Source organism: Streptosporangium sp. NPDC049376 (genome assembly GCF_044466505.1).
Classification (GTDB): domain Bacteria; phylum Actinomycetota; class Actinomycetes; order Streptosporangiales; family Streptosporangiaceae; genus Streptosporangium.
Map to the genome: position 1 here is coordinate 784,519 of NZ_JBITMT010000001.1, position 18,256 is coordinate 802,774.

The 18,256-nt window shown below is 67.9% G+C and carries 16 protein-coding genes and 1 tRNA gene; 12 read left to right on the forward strand and 5 right to left on the reverse strand.

All coding sequences use genetic code 11. The features are described from left to right. Positions 1–12: 12 nt before the first annotated feature. Positions 13–1,665 carry a S8 family peptidase gene (locus tag ACIBVQ_RS03570; protein WP_399175345.1) on the forward strand — a complete coding sequence of 551 codons (1,653 nt, stop codon included), beginning with the start codon at positions 13–15 and terminating at the stop codon, positions 1,663–1,665. A gap of 619 nt (positions 1,666–2,284) precedes the next feature. Beyond that, a complete protein-coding gene (gene pyk / locus ACIBVQ_RS03575; RefSeq protein WP_352009069.1) occupies positions 2,285–3,715 on the forward strand; it encodes a pyruvate kinase in 1,431 nt (476 codons plus the stop codon). A gap of 70 nt (positions 3,716–3,785) precedes the next feature. Here pyk and ACIBVQ_RS03580 read toward each other — a convergent pair whose 3' ends face one another. From ACIBVQ_RS03580 to ACIBVQ_RS03590, 3 genes are all read right to left on the reverse strand, one after another. Then, positions 3,786–4,328 (reverse strand): GNAT family N-acetyltransferase, encoded by a 543-nt coding sequence (locus ACIBVQ_RS03580; protein WP_399175347.1) that lies wholly within the window; start codon positions 4,326–4,328, stop codon positions 3,786–3,788. Between the two features lie 81 nt (positions 4,329–4,409). Next, complete coding sequence (locus ACIBVQ_RS03585; RefSeq protein WP_399175349.1) at positions 4,410–5,165, reverse strand: helix-turn-helix domain-containing protein; 756 nt, start codon at positions 5,163–5,165, stop codon at positions 4,410–4,412. Positions 5,166–5,240: 75 nt separating this feature from the next. After that, positions 5,241–5,316 (reverse strand) — tRNA-Leu (locus ACIBVQ_RS03590). A 129-nt stretch (positions 5,317–5,445) separates the two neighbouring features. Here ACIBVQ_RS03590 and ACIBVQ_RS03595 point away from each other — a divergent pair. The 6 genes from ACIBVQ_RS03595 to ACIBVQ_RS03620 all read left to right on the forward strand — a co-directional run bounded on the left by ACIBVQ_RS03595 (position 5,446) and on the right by ACIBVQ_RS03620 (position 11,353). Further along, on the forward strand, positions 5,446–6,027 hold the full coding sequence (locus ACIBVQ_RS03595; protein ID WP_352009462.1) for a response regulator: 582 nt from the start codon (positions 5,446–5,448) through the stop codon (positions 6,025–6,027). A gap of 373 nt (positions 6,028–6,400) precedes the next feature. Further along, positions 6,401–7,564 (forward strand): branched-chain amino acid ABC transporter substrate-binding protein, encoded by a 1,164-nt coding sequence (locus ACIBVQ_RS03600; protein WP_362772204.1) that lies wholly within the window; start codon positions 6,401–6,403, stop codon positions 7,562–7,564. 160 nt (positions 7,565–7,724) lie between these two features. Beyond that, on the forward strand, positions 7,725–8,693 hold the full coding sequence (locus tag ACIBVQ_RS03605) for a branched-chain amino acid ABC transporter permease (protein ID WP_352009072.1): 969 nt from the start codon (positions 7,725–7,727) through the stop codon (positions 8,691–8,693). After that, the gene (locus tag ACIBVQ_RS03610) at positions 8,690–9,835 is read left to right on the forward strand and encodes a branched-chain amino acid ABC transporter permease (protein ID WP_352009073.1); all 1,146 of its coding nucleotides are present in this window, start codon (positions 8,690–8,692) and stop codon (positions 9,833–9,835) included. The genes ACIBVQ_RS03605 and ACIBVQ_RS03610 overlap by 4 nt, the downstream gene beginning before the upstream one ends. Further along, on the forward strand, positions 9,832–10,644 hold the full coding sequence (locus tag ACIBVQ_RS03615) for an ABC transporter ATP-binding protein (protein ID WP_362771583.1): 813 nt from the start codon (positions 9,832–9,834) through the stop codon (positions 10,642–10,644). Before ACIBVQ_RS03610 ends, ACIBVQ_RS03615 begins: the two co-directional genes overlap by 4 nt. After that, complete coding sequence (locus tag ACIBVQ_RS03620; RefSeq protein ID WP_352009075.1) at positions 10,634–11,353, forward strand: ABC transporter ATP-binding protein; 720 nt, start codon at positions 10,634–10,636, stop codon at positions 11,351–11,353. Before ACIBVQ_RS03615 ends, ACIBVQ_RS03620 begins: the two co-directional genes overlap by 11 nt. Before the next feature lie 50 nt (positions 11,354–11,403). On the opposite strand, the gene ACIBVQ_RS03625 is transcribed toward ACIBVQ_RS03620, so the two are convergent. Further along, positions 11,404–11,955 (reverse strand): DUF4352 domain-containing protein, encoded by a 552-nt coding sequence (locus ACIBVQ_RS03625; protein WP_399175352.1) that lies wholly within the window; start codon positions 11,953–11,955, stop codon positions 11,404–11,406. Positions 11,956–12,297: 342 nt separating this feature from the next. On the opposite strand from ACIBVQ_RS03625, the gene ACIBVQ_RS03630 reads away from it, so the two are divergent. Genes ACIBVQ_RS03630 through ACIBVQ_RS03640 form a run of 3 tightly spaced genes read left to right on the forward strand, consistent with a single transcriptional unit; the run spans position 12,298 to position 14,777 of the window. Beyond that, positions 12,298–13,140, forward strand: a complete 843-nt coding sequence (locus tag ACIBVQ_RS03630) for an ABC transporter substrate-binding protein (protein WP_352009077.1) — start codon at positions 12,298–12,300, stop codon at positions 13,138–13,140. Positions 13,141–13,143: 3 nt separating this feature from the next. Then, entirely contained in the window at positions 13,144–13,995 is an 852-nt protein-coding gene (locus ACIBVQ_RS03635) for an amino acid ABC transporter permease (protein WP_399175354.1), read from the forward strand. Further along, complete coding sequence (locus ACIBVQ_RS03640) at positions 13,992–14,777, forward strand: amino acid ABC transporter ATP-binding protein (RefSeq protein WP_352009079.1); 786 nt, start codon at positions 13,992–13,994, stop codon at positions 14,775–14,777. The genes ACIBVQ_RS03635 and ACIBVQ_RS03640 overlap by 4 nt, the downstream gene beginning before the upstream one ends. Positions 14,778–15,005: 228 nt before the next feature. On the opposite strand, the gene ACIBVQ_RS03645 is transcribed toward ACIBVQ_RS03640, so the two are convergent. After that, positions 15,006–15,425 (reverse strand): hotdog fold thioesterase, encoded by a 420-nt coding sequence (locus tag ACIBVQ_RS03645; RefSeq protein WP_362916463.1) that lies wholly within the window; start codon positions 15,423–15,425, stop codon positions 15,006–15,008. Positions 15,426–15,493: 68 nt separating this feature from the next. Here ACIBVQ_RS03645 and polA point away from each other — a divergent pair, with 68 nt between their 5' ends. Next, entirely contained in the window at positions 15,494–18,193 is a 2,700-nt protein-coding gene (gene polA, locus ACIBVQ_RS03650) for a DNA polymerase I (RefSeq protein WP_352009081.1), read from the forward strand. Positions 18,194–18,256 lie beyond the last annotated feature (63 nt).

Here is an 18,256-nt window from a genome sequence, read left to right on the forward strand (position 1 = left end):
TGTGGAGGATCGATGAACCGCTGGCGCGCACGCCTGACCGGGGCGGCAGCCGTCGTCGCCGTGGTTGCGGGTCTCACCGCGGCCGCCCCCGCGAACCAGGCCACGGCTGGCGGCGGGGCGCTGCGCGACTACCTCGTCTTCTACGCCGACGGCGCACGGACCGGAGCGGTCAAGGCCATCGAGGAGGCCGGGGGAACCCCGCTCTCCACCGAACCCAAACTCGGCTACGTCGTCGTCAGAGGTCCCGCCGCCGGCTTCGTGGAGAGCCTCGCCGGTGACCCCTCCGTCGCCGGAGTCTCCGGCGACCGCAGGATCGGCCACGCCGCCTCCGTCCCCGCCACGGCGACCGGGGTCAACGTCTCCGACATCAGGACCATCGCCCTCAGCGGCGGCGAACCCCTCGCCGGACGGCAGTGGGACATGAAGATGATCGGCGCGACCGCCACCGGATCGCACGCCACCGCCCCCGGCGACAAGCGGGTGCTGGTCGGCGTCATCGACACCGGCATCGACGGCAAACACCCCGACATCGCCCCGAACTTCAACCGCGACCTCAGCCGCAACTTCGTCACCGACATCCCCAAGGACCCCAACGGCAAGGAACTTGACGGCCCCTGCGAGTTCAAGGGCTGCAAGGACCCCGTCGACCGGGACGACGACGGCCACGGAACCCACGTGGCCAGCACCATCGCCTCCCCGATCAACGGCCTGGGCGTCGCAGGCGTCGCCCCCGGCGTCTCCCTCGTCAACCTCCGCGCGGGCCAGGACTCCGGGATGTTCTTCCTCAAACCCAGCATCGACGCCCTCACCTACGCCGCGGACAACGGCATCGACGTGGTCAACATGAGCTACTACATCGACCCGTGGCTGTTCAACTGCACCGCCAACCCCCGCGACTCCAAAGCGGAACAACTCGAACAGCGCGGCGTCATCACCGGCATGCAGCGCGCCCTCGACTACGCCCGCGCACACGGCGTCACCCTGATCAGCGCCATCGGCAACGAGGCCACCGACCTCGGAAACCCGAAGACCGACCTCATCAGCCCCGACTACCCCCTCGACGCGCAGCGCACCCGTAAGATCGGCAACTCCTGCCTCAGCGTCCCCGCCGAGTCCAAGGGCGTCATCTCGGTCTCCGCCGTCGGCCCGACCAAGCGCAAGGCCTCCTACTCCGACTACGGCCTCGAACAGACCGACCTGGCGGCCCCCGGCGGCGACGCCGCCGACGGCGAGAGCGGCCAGGACATCACCAGGACCGTTCTGGCGGCAGCCCCGGAACACGTGCTCCGCGCCGAACACCTCATCGACGCCGACGGCAAGCCGCGCAGCGGCTCCGTCGTACGTGACTGCAAGGCGGGAACCTGCGCCTACTACCAGTACCTCGCCGGCAGCTCCATGGCCGCCCCGCACGCCACCGGCGTCGCCGCCGTGATCATCAGCCGCTTCGGCAAACCGTCCAAGGACGGCGTCACCATGCGCCCCGCCGACGTCGAACGGCTGCTCTACGCCAGCGCGACCCGCACCTCCTGCCCCAAGCCCCGCCGCTACGTCTACCAGGGCTTCGGCGACGAGGCCGCCCACACCTGCCAGGGCTCCAAGTCCCGCAACGGTTTCTACGGCCGCGGCATCGTCGACGCAGCCAAGGCCGCGACCATCGCCCCCTGACGTTCCGGGCGTCACACCCACACGGGCCGGTGACGCCCCGCGAGGGCGCCTGGGCCGGGGCGGAGCCGCGTCCGCCCCGGCCCTGTGAGGCCGGCTGTCAGATCCGCGGCGTTGCAACCGTCCATACGACGACGTACGGCACCGCCCCGCCGGGACCCGCTCCGTCCCACCCCCGCCACCGGCAGGCGGGTCAGGCCCCTGACCGCCCGCGTCGCCGCACACGGGCACCAGGCCGGAGCCGCCACGGCTCACCGCCGCCGGTGCGGCACGACGACCGCAACCCCCCTCGACCACGTACGGCAGGACCAGCACCGATCGAATCGGACGCCCCGAAGAAGTCCGACGGGTTCATCCCGCCGGCCGGATGAAGATCGCCGTACCCGGCCGGTCCCGACACCCGGCCGTACGGCACCGCCGCGACCGAGACCCCTCGGCCATCATGGTCCGCGCCCGCGTTCACAGGCCACGACTCCGGGCCGCCGCCTCAACACCCCCGACACCCGCAGGCGTTCAACGGGAACACCCGGGTCCGCACCGGTGACACGATGTCATCGAGTTTTTCACCCCTGCTCCGGCCAACGTAACGACCAAGTGGTCTGTACCAATTAGGGTGGGACCCGTGACTCGTCGCGCAAAAATCGTCTGTACCCTCGGCCCCGCCACCTCCTCCCCGGAACGCCTCCGCGAACTCATCGCCGCAGGCATGGACGTGGCTCGTTTCAACCTCAGCCACGGCAGCCAGGAACTGCACAAAGAGGTATACGACAGGGTGAGGGAGGCCGCCGCCGAACTCGGCCGCGGTGTGGGCGTGCTCGCCGACCTGCAGGGCCCCAAGATCCGCGTCGGAAAGTTCGAGGAGGGCCCCGTCCGCCTCGGTTTCGGAGACGTCTTCACCATCACCACCGAGGACGTCCCCGGTGACCGCGAACAGGTCTCGACCACCTACCTCGGCCTCCACAAGGACGTCCGCCCCGGTGACAGCATCCTCGTCGACGACGGACGCGTCCACCTGGAGGTCACCCGCATCGACGGCCCCCGCGTGACCACCCGCGTGATCATCGGCGGCATGATCTCCGACAACAAGGGCCTCAACCTGCCCGGCGTCAACGTCAGCGCCCCCGCCCTCACCGACAAGGACGAGGCCGACCTCCGCTGGGCCCTGCGCACCGGCTTCGACCTCATCGCCCTGTCCTTCGTCCGGCGCCCCTCGGACGCCGACGTCGTCCGCAACATCATGGAACAGGAAGCCGTCCGCCTCCCGCTGCTCGCCAAGATCGAGAAGCCCCAGGCGGTCGAACGGCTCCCCGAGATCATCGAGGCCTTCGACGGCATCATGGTCGCCCGCGGCGACCTCGGCGTCGAACTACCCCTCGAAGAGGTGCCGATCGTCCAGAAACGCGCCATCCAGCTCTGCCACGAGAAGGCCCGGCCGGTCATCGTCGCCACCCAGATGCTCGACTCCATGATCTCCGCCCCCCGCCCGACCCGCGCGGAGGCCTCCGACGTCGCCTACGCCGTCATGGAGGGCGCCGACGCCGTCATGCTCTCCGGCGAGACCTCCGTCGGCAACTACCCCATCGAGACCGTCCAGACCATGAGCCGCATCGCGGTCGCCGCGGAGAAGACCTCCCTGCACGCCACGCACAGCCTCGACCGGCTGCCCGAGACCACCGGAGGCGCCATCGCCCGCGCCGCGGCCGAAGTCGGCGCCATCGTCGGGGCCAAGGCCCTCGTCGCCTTCACCATGTCCGGCGAGACCGCCCGCCGCCTGGCCCGCTACCGCTCGCCCATCCCGCTGCTCGCCTTCACCTCCGCCCCCCACGTCCGCAACCAGCTGGCCCTCACCTGGGGCGTGGAGACCTTCGAGGTGCCCTTCGTCCACCACACCGACGACATGGTCCGCCAGGTCGAGGCCTCCCTGCTCGCCAACGCCCGCCTGGAGAAGGGCGACAAGGTCGTCATCGTCGCCGGGTCCCCTCCCGGCACCGCGGGCTCGACCAACGCCCTGCGCGTCCACACCATCGGCGCGGCCGTCTCCCACCCCGCCTGACCAACCGCACCCAACCGGTACGGCCGGCGCCCCGACGCCCGCCGTACCGGCATCGTGGGCCAACGGCGGGTCAACCGTCGTACTCCCACGTCCGCAGGAACAACCTCCTGCCCTTCTCCTCACCGGGAATCGGCGGCGCCTCCGTCAGGGAGTAACCCGCCGCACCCGCCACCGCCGCGCTCGCCGTGTTCTCCTTCTCGATCTCCAGTAGCAACCGGTCGATCCCCAGCGTGCCCCGCGCGAACTCTGTCATGACCCGCACCGCCCGCACCGCCAGCCCACGCCCCCGATGGGCCGCACCCACGCTGTAACCGATCTCCGCGACCCCCGAACCGGGCTCGCTCCACATCAGCAGCACCTCACCCAGCGCCGCCCCCGAGCCTTCTGTGATGGCCAGCTGGACGGACTGCCCCGCCGCCCGGCGCTCCCGCGCACGCTTCAGATAGAGCCGGGCGGCCTCCAGATCGAACGGGGAGACCAGAGGCGTCCAGTAGGCCACCTCGGGATCGTCGAACAGGCCGACCATCGTCTCCAGGTCATCGTCCTCCCACTCCCGCAACACCAGGCCGTGCCCGCTCAGGCGGAGCTCCCCCGGGACGACACCACCAGTCATGTCTGCCTCTCAGATCGAAGGGCCGCAACCGCCGACTCTTCCCGATGCCTCCCCTCAGCGGCAAGTCGTCCACGCGGACCGTCAGTGCTTCGGGCCGACGAACTCGTCCAGCCTCTCGACGGCCTCCCTGCGGGCGACGGAAACGGTGTTCGGCTTGGGACGACTCCAGGCGACCCCGAGCATGTCGAGGGTCTCCTCACAGAGGGTGAGAATGTCACGGGATTCGTTGACGAAGAGGTAACGCGGATATTCGTACCACTGTGACCGGCCGCCGAACTCTCGCCGGACCCGGTTGTTCGATCTGCATCCGTCGGAGTGGAAAAGGCCCCGTGCAAGGCTGCCGGGATTGGCCTCGACGATCTCTCGCTGCCAGCTCTCCAGACTGATCCGGCGTTCGTGTTTCTTTCCCGGCCCGTGCTGGGGGAACAGGTGAGGCCAGTGCTTGGAGAAGCAGTTGATCTCTGTGCATCCCTGGCGGGGGAGCCTGCGGACCTTGTTGCCCGGTCTGATGACGGTGAGGGCTTGGACGCACTCCTCCTGGAGCCCGGGCCAGGCGTCCGCGCACATGATCCGTAGTGACCACACCTGTTTCGCGGGGTCTCCGACGGCACTGATACAGCCGTCACCGAGATAAAGGCCCAGAAGGTAGGCGTAGACGTCACCGGGTGTGGGCGGCTGCAGGATCTCCTGACACCGGGGACACGAGGCCGTACGGGAGGGCGGACGGTCGGGATGGTCCCGCCACTGCCTGACCGTCGCCCGGGAAACACCCGTCTGGCGACTGACCGAGCTTATGGTCTGCCCGGAATCGAGCAGCCGGAGCACTCTCTGACGCACAGTGAGGTGATACATGCGGAGAGTTTCGCAGGAGGGTGCGACAAAAACGCGCCGTGCGCCGAGGGGTCTGACCTTTGGTGCCCTGAGTGGGATTCGAACCCACACTAGATGGTGTTTGAGACCATTTCCTCTGCCGTTGGGATATCAGGGCATATTTCCGGACTTGTCCGGATTGTGTGCCGGTGGTGAGCTTACCCAGAACTGGATCGGCTGTGGGCACCGGCGTGGTTCTAATCTAGCGGACATCGGTACTCTCTTGCTCGTGAGTACGCAGCGGCGAGTGGTGATCGCGGAAGACGAGGCTCTGATCCGCCTCGACCTGAAGGAGATGCTGGAGGAGGACGGGTACGCCGTCGTCGCGGAGGCCGGGGACGGGGAGGCCGCCGTCGCGCTGGCCGCCGAGCACCGGCCCGACCTGGTGATCCTGGATGTGAAGATGCCCATCCTGGACGGAATCTCGGCCGCCGAGCAGATCGTGTCGCGGCGGATCGCCCCGTGTCTGATTCTCACGGCGTTCTCCCAGCGTGATCTGGTGGAGCGGGCGAGGGACGCCGGGGCCATGGCGTATTTGGTGAAGCCGTTCACGAAGTCGGATCTGGTGCCCGCGATCGAGATGGCGGTCAGCAGGCACGAGGAGATCGTGGCGCTTGAGCGGGAGGTGGGGTCGCTCTCTGATCGGCTGGAGACGCGCAAGCTGGTCGAGCGGGCGAAGGGCCTGTTGATGTCGGAGCACGGGTGGAGTGAGCCGCAGGCGTTCCGGTGGATTCAGAAGGCGTCGATGGATCGCCGGTTGAGCATGCGTCAGGTGGCGCAGATCGTGGTCGACGGGGTGTCCGGGGCCGGGGGTGCGCCGGGGGAGTGAGGGGTGGGCCCGGTGGGGAGGCCCCCCTTCCTTTAGGAAGGTTTCCTGTTTGTTAAGCCCGCGCGGCTCCGGTGACCCCGGTCTGACGCGGGCTTTTGCATCTTCGAAGTGATCTATGTGAGGGTGGTGATGCGCGTGGTGACCATGACTTTTGTCAGTTATAGCTGAAAAGAATCGGTGTAATAACGAAATAGTTACGGTGGCCTGTCCTGTATCGACCCGTGACATCCGCTGGCTGTACTAACCGACACAACCCCCTGGCCACTCCGTCAGGGAGGGCATCTGTGAACCCGCTCCCCATGAGGGGTCGGGCGAAAGGAAGGCAACCTTGCGGCCCAAGACTGCTCGCCTCGGTGGAGTGCTCGCTGCCGGTGTGGCGCTCACCCTCGGTCTCGCTGCTTGTGGTAACAGTGGCTCTGGGACCCCGCAGTCGGACGGTGGCTCCAGTTCCGCCGCCTCCGCTGCCGGGACCGTCAAAATCGGTTTCATGGGTGACCTGACCGGCGCCAACGCGGGTATCGTCATTCCGCCGTGGAACGGCGCGAACCTCGTCGTCGACGAGTACAACAAGACGAACCCGGCTGTGAAGATCGAGCTGGTCAAGTACGACAGCCAGGGTGACGCCTCCAAGGCCGTCGCGCTGGCGCAGCAGGCCATCAAGAGCGACAAGGTCGCCGGCCTGATCGGCCCGGCGTTCTCCGGTGAGTCCGCGCAGGTCGCGCCGGTGCTCGAAGAAGCGGGTGTTCCGAGCATCACGGCCTCGGCGACGAACGCCAAGCTCGCGGAGAACGGCTGGAAGTTCTGGCACCGTGTGCTGCCGAACGACGGTGTTCAGGGTCCCGGTATCGCGGACTTCATCGCGGGTGCGGCGGGTGCGAAGAACGTCTTCGTCATCGACGACAAGTCGGAGTACGGCAAGCCGCTGGCCGACGCGGTCCGTACGCAGCTCGGCACCAAGGGTGTGAAGCTGACCAACGACTCACTCGACCCGGCCGAGAGCGACTTCTCCTCGGTGGTGAACAAGGTCGCGGCGGCCAAGCCTGACGCGATCTTCTTCGGTGGTTACTACGCCGCGGGCGGCAACCTGCTCAAGCAGCTGCGTGACAAGGGCGTGAAGGACGCGAAGTTCTTCTCCGGCGACGGTTCGCTGGACAAGGGCCTCATCGACGGCGCCGGCGCGCAGAACGCCGAGGGCGCCCTCGTCGGCTGCCCCTGCTACATCGCCACCCCCGATGTCACCGACCCGAAGGTGAAGAGCTTCGCCGACTCTTACAAGGCGAAGTTCAACGCCGACCCGGCGATCTACGCCTCTGAGGGTTACGACGCCGCGTCCGTCTTCGTCGAGGCGGTCAAGGCGGGCAACACCACCACCGACAAGATCAACGAGTTCATCAAGACCGTTGACCTGGCCGGTGTCTCCAAGCAGGTGAAGTTCGGCGACAACGGTGAGGTCGTCGCCAAGGACATCTACATCTACCAGGTCAAGGGCGGCGCCATCACGCTGCTGGGCAAGGCCACCGAGGCCAAGCTGGGCTAGGGACGGACCGCGAGAAGAGAAGGTAGTTGGCGCACGGGGAGCGGGATCGCCGAAGCGCGGTCCCGCTTTCTGTGTACTTCCACCAGAGTCCACGAGGTTCTGCTGGAAGCGGTGTGCTACCGGCAGTGCAGGCGACCCCCGCTAGAAGTGGTAAACCCTAGTGCTCAATGACTTCATCAATCAGTTCTGGCCGGCCACAATCGACGGCCTGGCCTTCGGTTCGATCTACGCCCTGATAGCGCTCGGCTACACCATGGTGTACGGCGTGCTGCGTCTGATCAACTTCGCGCACTCGGAAGTGTTCATGATCGGGACCTTCGGCGCGATGTTCGTCCCGTTCGTGTTCGGCATAAGTTCACCTCTGACCGGCATCGCGCTGGCCGGGGTGATCCTGCTGATGGTCGTGGCCGGGATGCTCGCCTCCGCGGGAACCGCGGTGGCGCTGGAGCGGATCGCGTACCGGCCGTTGCGCAAGCGTGGGGCCTCCCGCCTCGCGGCGCTCATCTCGGCCATCGGTGCCTCGATCTTCCTGCAGGAGCTGTTCGCGCTCCTGGTGATTCCGAACGTCTTCAACCGCCCGCAGCAAGGCCGCATCCAGATGGGCCTTCCCCGGTTGATGGAACGGAACGAGCTTTTCTCGATCTTCGGCCACTCGGTCCGGGCGGACCAGGTGCTGGTGATCGTGGCGGCGGTCGGCATGATGATCGCCCTTGACGCCCTCGTCAACCGTACGAAGATCGGCCGTGGTATCCGCGCCACCGCGCAGGATCCGGAGGCGGCGGTTCTCATGGGCGTCGACATCAACAAGATCGTCCGGATGACGTTCCTGATCGGCGGCGGCATGGCCGGTGTGGCCGGGGCGCTGTATCTGATCTCGTACGAGAACACGTACTACTACATCGGCTTCCTCTTCGGGATCAAGGCGTTCACCGCGGCGGTCCTGGGCGGCATCGGCAACCTGCGCGGTGCTCTGGTGGGCGGTGTGGTGCTCGGCCTCGTGGAGAACTACGGGGCGATCTTCGCGGGCTCCGACTGGAAGCACGTGATCTCCTTCAGCATCCTCGTCTTGGTCCTGATGTTCCGCCCCACCGGAATCCTCGGTGAATCACTCCAGCAGGCGCGCGCATGAACCAGAAGAATTCACTGGCAGATTTCCGTCACAGGCTCAGCCAGTACGGCGACGCCGTACACGAGCGCTGGCTGAACACGCCGGGCTGGCAGCGCTGGGTCGTCTACGTTCTCCTGATCGTCGGGGCGCTGCTGCTGCCCTCGGAGAGCATCGGCTCGTTCATGTCGCCCTACACGGACTGGGCGAGCATCCTGTTCTTCCCGATCGGCACCTATGTGGTGCTGGCCATCGGGCTCAACGTGGTCGTCGGTCAGGCGGGTCTGCTCGACCTGGGGTTCGTCGCGTTCTACGCGGTCGGCGGCTACGCGATGGCGTTGATCGGCACCAGGCTCGGCTGGAACTTCTGGCTGATCCTGGTCGTCGGCATCGGGCTGTGCGCCCTGTCGGGCATCACGCTGGGCGCTCCGACGCTGCGGCTTCGCGGCGACTATCTGGCGATCGTCACGCTGGGCTTCGGTGAGATCATCCGGATCACGGCGCGTAACACCGACGCGATCGGCGGCCCGAACGGCGTCCGCGGCATCCCGCACCCGCCGAGCTTCCCCGACATCACGATCGGTGACGTGGCGATCTTCAAGTACGGCGTGCTCGACCCGCGGCCCTACTACTACCTGCTGGTCGCGCTCGCGGTCATCGTGATCATCCTGGTGAAGCGCTGGGAGAAGAGCCGGGTCGGACGGGCCTGGGCGGCGATCCGTGAGGACGAGGACGCGGCCGAGGTCATGGGTGTGCCGACGTTCCGCTTCAAGATGCTCGCCTTCGCGATCGGTGCCTCGATCGGCGGCGCGATGGGCGTGCTGTGGGCGGCCAAGGCCATCTCGATCAACCCGAACGACTTCCAGTTCCTGCTGTCCGCGACGATCCTGGCCGCGGTGGTCATGGGCGGCGCGGGCAACCTGCCGGGTGTCATCCTCGGCGCGTTCGTCGTGGCGTGGCTGCCTGAGCGCTTCCGTGGCCTGCAGGACTACCGCATGCTGATCTTCGGCGCGGTGCTGGTCGCTCTGATGATCTTCCGGCCCGAGGGGCTGCTGCCCTCGCGTCAACGCAAGGCGGAGCTGCAAGAGGGATCGGGCGGGATGGGAAGCCTCGGCGCAGAGGTGTCCGGTCCCGAGTCGCATGGTGAGGAGGTGGCCTCTCGATGAGCACCGAGGTGAGCGGGACGGCCGGTGGGCGCGGTGGCCGAGCGATGCTGGAACTGCAGGGTCTTGTCATGCGGTTCGGCGGCGTCACGGCGCTGCGCGAGGTCGATCTGACCATCGGCGAGGGGGAGATCTTCGCTCTCATCGGTCCGAACGGCGCGGGCAAGACCACGGTCTTCAACGTGGTGACCGGGGTCTACCAGCCGACGGAGGGGCAGGTCCTCTTCCAGGGCGAGCGGATCAGCGGCGTCAAGCGCTTCAGGATCACCAAGCGGGGCGTCGCCCGTACGTTCCAGAACATCCGGCTGTTCCACAACATGACGGCTGTGGAGAACGTCATGGTGGGCGCGGACGCGCACCACCGTTCGGGCATGCTGAGCGTGGCTCTCGGGCTTCCCGCGCACCGCAGGGCGGAGCGTGAGGGGCGCGCGCTGGCGATGGAGCTGCTCGACTTCGTCGGCATCTCGCACCGGGCGAACGACCACGCCAAGAACCTGCCCTACGGTGACCAGCGCAGGCTGGAGATCGCCCGCGCGCTGGCGACCAACCCGAAGTTGCTGCTGCTCGACGAGCCCGCCGCCGGTATGAACCCGGCGGAGAAGGTCGCCCTGCAGCAGTTGATCCGCGACATCCGCGACGCGGGGCGGACGATTCTCATCATCGAACACGACATGAGCCTCATCATGGGCATCAGCGACCGTATCGCGGTGCTGGACTTCGGCCAGAAGATCGCCGACGGCCTGCCGGACGAGGTGCGGAGCGACCCCCGGGTCATCGAGGCGTATTTGGGGGCTCCCGCAGATGCTTCTTGAGGTCAAGGACATCCACGTCCACTACGGAAAGATCGCGGCGCTCAAGGGCATCTCGGTCGAGGTGAACGAGGGCGAGATCGTCACGCTCATCGGCGCGAACGGGGCGGGCAAGACCACGACCCTGAAGACGATCTCCGGTCTGCGTGGCCTGACGTCGGGCAGCGTCGTCTTCGACGGCCAGGACATCAGCAAGATGCCGGGTCACAAGAGGGTCCTGGCGGGCCTGGGGCAGGCGCCTGAGGGCCGGGGGGTCTTCCCCGGTATGACGGTGCACGACAACCTGCTCATGGGTGCCTACACCCGTTCCGGTGACTTCGACGCGGACCTGGCCGAGGTCTACGAGCTGTTCCCGAGGCTCGCCGAGCGCAGGACGCAGATGGGCGGCACGATGTCCGGCGGTGAGCAGCAGATGCTGGCCATCGGGCGCGCGCTGATGGCCAAGCCGAAGGTGCTGCTGCTCGACGAGCCGTCGATGGGGCTGGCGCCGCTGATGGTGCAGCAGATCTTCTCGATCATCGAGGAGATCAACCGCCGTGGGACCACGGTGCTGCTGGTCGAGCAGAACGCCCAGCAGGCGCTGAAGCTGGCACACCGGGCCTATGTCCTGGAGACCGGCAAGGTGGTCAAGAGCGCGCCCGCCGCCGACCTGCTCAACGACCCCGACGTGCAGGCCGCCTATCTGGGCGGCGGGCTCGGGCACGAGGCCTAGGAAGGGGTTCCACGTCCTCGCCGCGCGCGTGCGGCGAGGACGTGCCCTGCCTAGCCCAGGGGGACGGTCGCGCCCTGGGTGGTGCCGCCGACGCCGAGGGGCGGGTCGCCGTACAGGCGGACGCCGGTGATCTTCGCGTTTTTGGGGACGTCGAACCACAGGTCCATCTCGATCCTGACCTCGGCGCCGAGCGGGAGGGTGTCCGGCTGGCGTTTGATGGCCTGGGCGAACCTGTTGACGGCGTGGGCCGTGCCGTCGGCGGTGAGGAGCCGCTGGCGGCCGGCGACGAAGCGGGAGTTGGTGCGGCCCGGGTTCTCGGCGACGATCCGCACGACCACGTACTGGCCCTTGGCCTGCCACTCGCCGTGGCTGCCGACGAACCCGCTCAGGCCGGTCTGCAGGCCGATCACCTGGAAGCGGATGTCGCCGTCCGTCACGGGCGCGGCGGTGACCGGGTGCTCGCCCGGCCGTACCGGGCGGGGCGTCAGCTGGTAGGTGGGGGTGGGCGAGGGGGAGGGGGCCGCGGAGGGTTGCCCCGAGCACGCGGTGAGGAGCGCGGTGGCCAGGACGGCACCGGTCAACGTCTTTGGGAGGTTGCGCACACCGGGCAAGGTAACCGAGGCGTGGGCTGTTCCTCAATGCACTTTCCCCATGGATTCGGGGAGTTTCGTAACGGCCTTTACCCCACCTGAAGTGCGAAGATAGAATATTTGCACCGTTTTGTGGCTTGGTGATTTCCTGTCCCGGACCGTATTGGGTGGCAGGGTTGACCACTCGGCGTCCGAAGGTGTCAAGGGCCTGGTGGGGCATGATACCGATCATGGTGGCGCCGAAAGGGGTTGTTGTCCGAATCGTGTTGTAGCGGTGATCCATACGTCCGTACTGGTGGGCAGTATTACCCGGAGGTAACTGTCCACGATGTGACTCTGACCGAAGGAGGCCTTGTGGGCCTGAGTTTTGTTTCCCGTCGTGTGCTCGCGGCGGGGGCGGTGGTGGTCGCCGGCACGTTCGGCCTCGCGGCCTGCGGTACCGAGAACACCGGAGGTTCCTCCGCGAGCGCCCCCTCGGAGGGCGGCGTGAAGGTGGTCCACCCTGGCAAGCTGACCACCTGCACGAACCTTCCCTACGAGCCCTTCGAGTTCAAGGAAGGGGACAAGACCGTCGGCTTCGACATCGACATCGTCGACCTGGCGGCCAAGAAGCTCGGCCTGACCCAGGACGTCGTCGACATCGACTTCGCCGTCATCAAGAGCGGCGCGGCGATGGCCGCGGGCAAGTGCGACGTGGCGGCGGCGGGCATGACCATCACGCCCGAGCGCAAGGCCAACATCGACTTCTCCGTTCCGTACTTCGACGCGACCCAGGCGTTGCTCGGCAAGAAGGGCATCGGGATCAAGACCCTTGAGGAGGTCAAGGCGAAGAACCTGCGCCTGGGCGCGCAGGCCTCGACCACGGGCCTGGAGTACGTCAGGAAGAACGGCTTCGACCCCAAGGAGTTCGCGGACTCGCCCAAGGAGCTGCTCGGCCTGCAGTCCGGCCAGGTCGACGTGATCGTCCAGGACCTGCCGGTCGTGCTGGCCTGGCTGAAGAAGCCGGAGATCGCCGACAAGTTCGAGCTGCTCGCCAGCCTGGACACCGGTGAGCAGTACGGCATCGGCCTGAAGAAGGGCGCCGACCCGGCGCTGCTCAAGGCCGTCGACGAGGCGATCACCACGGCCAAGGCGGACGGAACCTACGAGAAGCTCTACGTCAAGTGGTTCGGTAAGAAACCCGGAGAGCTCGGCTGATCCATGACCGACCAGCCAACGACGGCTGAGAAACCGGGTCCGGCGGGGCGCGCCCGCAGGACCCGGCTCAGTCCGCGAAAGAGACAACGCGTCAGCCGGGCCGTCCAGTACGCCGTGCTGGTCGCCGTGGCCGTGTTCCTCGTCCTGCGCATCGACTGGAACAGTCTGGCGCAGAACTTCGCCAAGCCGGAGATCGCCGCCGAGGCGTGGCCCGAGGTGATCACGGTCGCGCTGAAGAACACGATCATCTACTCGGTCGGCGGTTTCGTCTTCGCCTTCCTGTTCGGCCTGCTGCTGGCCCTGATGAGGATGTCGTCGGTGCTGCCGTACCGATGGCTCGCGATCGCCTACATCGAGGTCTTCCGGGGCCTGCCCGCGCTGCTCATCTTCCTGCTCATCCTGTTCCTGCCACAGGCACTGCCCGGCTTCCAGGTGCCCGGCGACACCTACGGGCAGGGCATCCTGGGCCTGACGGTCGTCGGGTCCGCCTACATGGCCGAGACGCTGCGCGCGGGCCTGCAGGCCGTTCCCAAGGGCCAGATGGAGGCGGCGCGCTCGCTGGGCATGTCCCACACCCGCGCCACGGTCAGCATCGTCATCCCGCAGGCCGTGCGGATCGTCATCCCGCCGACGACCAACCAGTTCGTGTCCCTGCTCAAGGACTCCTCACTGGTGCTGTTCCTCGGCGTGACCAGCGAGTACGTCGAGCTCACCAAGTTCGGCAACGACCTGGCCTCCACACACGCCAACGCCACGCCCATCCTGGTCGTCGGCATCACGTATCTGCTCGTCACGATCCCGCTGGGTTACCTCGCGAACCGGCTGGAGAGACGGCAGGGGAGGGGACGGCGATGACCGAGCCGACGACCCAGGCGGCCGCCCCCGTGGCGCACGCGGTCGAGATCAGGGACCTGCACAAGCGCTTCGGCAGGCTGGAGGTCCTCAGGGGGATCGACTTCGCCGTCGACCCCGGCCAGGTGGTGTGCGTCATCGGCCCCTCCGGGTCGGGCAAGTCGACGCTGCTGCGCTGCGTGAACCTGCTGGAGCAGCCGACCTCGGGCAAGGTCGTGCTCGAAGGCGTCGAACTGACCGACCCCGACGTCGACATCGACGCGGCCCGGCGCCGTGTCGGCATGGTCTTCCAGCAGTTCAACCTCTTCCCGCACATGACCGTGCTGCAGAACGTGATGATCGCCCAGCGGCGGGTGCTCAGGCGCGGCGCGGCCGAGGCCGAGCGGATCGCCAGGGAGCACCTGGCGAAGGTCGGCGTCCTGGAGAAGGCGGCCTTCTACCCGGCCCAGCTGTCCGGCGGCCAGCAGCAGCGGGTGGCCATCGCCAGGGCGCTGGCCATGAACCCCGCGTTGATGCTCTTCGACGAGCCGACCTCCGCGCTCGACCCGGAGCTGGTCGGCGACGTGCTCACGGTCATGCGCAAACTGGCCGAGGAGGGCATGACGATGCTCGTGGTCACCCATGAGATGGCCTTCGCCAGGGACGTGGCCGACCGCGTGGTCTTCATGGACGGAGGCGTGATCGTCGAGGACGGCCCCCCGGACCAGGTGATCGGCTCACCCCGGTACGAACGGACCAGGAGCTTCCTGCGCCGGGTGCTCGACCCCACGCACACCGACGTGTGACCCTCGGCCCCGTACGGCCCGAGCCCGGAAGGGCCCGGAGCGGGCCGTACGGGGCCGAGCGAACACGAGCCCGGGGAGAGCCTTTGGCGCCGCGCAGGACTTCCCCGACCCTGCGCGTTTTCTACTCGGCTCCCCCACGGGCATCGATGTCACCCACCGTAGCGACTCCTGTGGCAAGAGTGCAAAAAGGGGAGGTCGGGTAATGATCGAAAACCGGTGAGTTCCCGTTCAGGCGTCGCGCAGCATGCAGGTCAGGCGTGAGCTGCACACCCTGCGGCCCCGCTCGTCGGTGATCTCGATCTCGTAGGTCGCCACGCTCCTGCCGCCGTGCACCCGGGTCGCGACGCCGGTGACGTGGCCGGAGCTGACGGCGCGGTGGTGGGTGGCGCTGATCTCGATGCCGACCGCGACACGCCCCTGGCCCGCGTGCAGGGCCGCCCCGATCGAGCCCAGGGTCTCGGCCAGCACACATGAGGCCCCGCCGTGCAGCAGGCCGTACGGCTGGGTGTTGCCCTCGACGGGCATGCGGCCCGTGACCCGCTCGGGGGAGGCCCCGGTCAGCTCGATGCCCATCCGCTCGACGAGCGCGCCACCGGCGCCGCCGAGGGTCTCTTCGAGGATCCGGGCGACTTCCTGTGGGTCTGTCATGGTCAAGGGGGCGTCTCCTTGTCGCGGGACCAGCGTTTTCTGTCGTATCAGGAGACTAGGCTTCCCCTGTGCCGAAGAACGAAGCGACCCCCTCGCGTCCGTGTCTGCTGCTGCTGGATGGACACTCCCTGGCATACCGGGCCTTCTACGCCCTGCCCGAGGAGAACTTCTCCACCACGACGGGGCAGACGACCAACGCCGTCTTCGGGTTCACCTCCATGCTGGTCAACGTGCTCCGTGACGAGCGGCCCACGCACGTGGCGGTCTGCTTCGACCGGTCAGAGCCGACGTTCCGGCATACGGAGTACCCGGAGTACAAGGCCAACCGCAGCGCGGCCCCGGACAGCTTCCGCAGCCAGATGAGCCTGATCCACGAGATGCTCGACGCCCTGCGCGTGCCGTACCTGTCGCTGGCCGGATACGAGGCCGACGACCTGATCGCCACGCTCGCCACCCGCGCCGCCGCGCAGGACATGAACGTGCTGGTCGTCACCGGTGACCGCGACGCGCTCCAGCTGGTCGACGAGCGCATCACGGTGCTGATGACCAGGGTCGGCATCAGCAACATGACCAGGTTCACGCCCGAGGCCGTGCTGGAGAAGTACGAGCTCACCCCCGCCCAGTATCCCGACTTCGCGGCCATCAGAGGCGACAGCAGCGACAACCTCAGGAACATCCCCGGTGTCGGCGAGAAGACCGCGGCCAAGTGGATCCGCGAGTTCGGCTCGCTGGAGGAACTGGTCAACCGGGTCGACGAGGTCAAGGGCAAGGTCGGGGACAAGCTGCGCGACCACCTCGACCAGGTCCTGCTGAACCGCCGTCTCACCCAGCTCACCCGGGACGTCCCGCTCGAAGCCGAGGTCACGGCGCTGACGGTCGGCCAGGGCGAGCGCGCCGAGATCGACAAGATCCTCGACACGCTGGAGTTCAGAGGCGAGCTGCGCGACCGGCTGTTCAAGACCCTCTCCTCGGCCGAGCCGGAGACGGGCGAGGGCTTCGAGGTCGAGACGGTCGTGCTCGGGCCGGACGAGGTCGGGCCCTGGCTGCGGGCCATGCCGGAGGGCCGGGCGGGCCTGGCCTTCCGGGGTTCCCACGGCAGCGGCACCGGGCGGGTCGACAGCGTCGCGATCGCCGCGCCCGGCGACGGCGGGCGCGGCGCGGCCTTCATCGACCAGACGACGCTCACCGAGGCCGACGAGGCGGCGCTGCGCGAGTGGCTGTGCGACGCGTCGCGGCCCAAGGCCGTGCACGACGCCAAGGGGCTGATCCTGGCGCTGTGGGCCCAGGGGATGGACCTGCGCGGGCTGACCAGCGACACGGCGCTGGCGGCCTACCTGGCGATGCCCGGCCAGCGCTCGTTCCCGCTTGAGGACCTCGTCCGGGTCTACCTGCGCCGGGAGTTGCGCGGGGAGGAGGACAACAGCGGCCAGGCCAGCCTGTTCGACGACCAGGAGACCGACGCCGCCCACGACCTCGGGCTGCGGGCCATGGCCGTGCGGGAGCTGGCCGACGCCCTTGAGGACTTCCTCGAACCACGGGGCGGCACCCACCTGATGGGCGACGTCGAGCTGCCCCTGGTGACGGTCCTGGCCGAGCTCGAACGGGCCGGGATCGCCGCGGACGGTCCCTACCTCAGCGGCCTGGAGGCCGAGTTCGGCGCCGCGGTCAAGCAGGCCGTCGACGCCGCGCACGCCGCCGTCGGAGAGCAGTTCAACCTGGGCTCGCCCAAGCAGCTCCAGGAGATCCTGTTCGTCAAGCTCGGGCTGCCCAAGACCAAGAAGATCAAGACCGGCTACAGCACGGACGCCGAACAGCTGGCCTGGCTGGCCACGCAGACCGACCACGAGCTGCCGGCCATCATGCTCAGACACCGTGACCAGGCCAAGCTGCGCGTCACGGTCGAGGGGCTGATCAAGGAGATCGCCGACGACGGCCGGATCCACACCACGTTCAACCAGATCATGGCGGCCACCGGGCGGCTCAGCTCGGAGAAGCCCAACCTGCAGAACATCCCGATCCGCACCGCCGAGGGCCGCAGGATCCGGCAGGGCTTCGTGGTCGGCCAGGGCTACGAGACCCTGCTGACCGCCGACTACAGCCAGATCGAGCTGCGGATCATGGCCCACCTGTCCGGCGACGCGTCGCTGATCGCGGCCTTCGAGTCCGGGCACGACTTCCACCAGGCGACCGCCGCGCGGGTCTTCGACATCGAGCCCCAGCAGGTCACCGGTGAGATGCGGGCCAAGATCAAGGCGATGAACTACGGCCTCGCCTACGGACTGTCCGACTTCGGGCTCTCCGGGCAGCTCGGCATCCCGGTGCAGGAGGCCAGGGCCCTCAAGGACGAGTACTTCGAGGAGTTCGGCGGCGTCCGCGACTTCCTCAACGCGATCGTCGTCCAGGCCAGGCAGGACGGCTACACCGAGACCATCATGGGCCGCCGCCGCTACTTGCCCGACCTCAACAGCGACAACAGGCAGCGCAGGGAGATGGCCGAGCGAATGGCGCTCAACGCGCCGATCCAAGGGTCGGCGGCCGACATCATCAAGGTCGCCATGCTCGGTGTGCACGACGCGGTCAAGGAGGCCGCTCTGCGCTCGCGGATGCTGCTCCAGGTCCACGACGAGCTGGTGTTCGAGGTGGCGCCGGGAGAGCTGGAGACCCTGCGTGAGCTGGTCGTCGACCGGATGAACGCCGCCTACTCGCTGCGCGTCCCCCTTGAGGTCTCCGTCGGGGTCGGCCGCACCTGGGAGGACGCGGGCCACTGAGGGCCGCCTTCCCGGTTCGATCCTCCGCACCCGCCCCGCGACGTTCCGCGGGGCGGGCGTCGT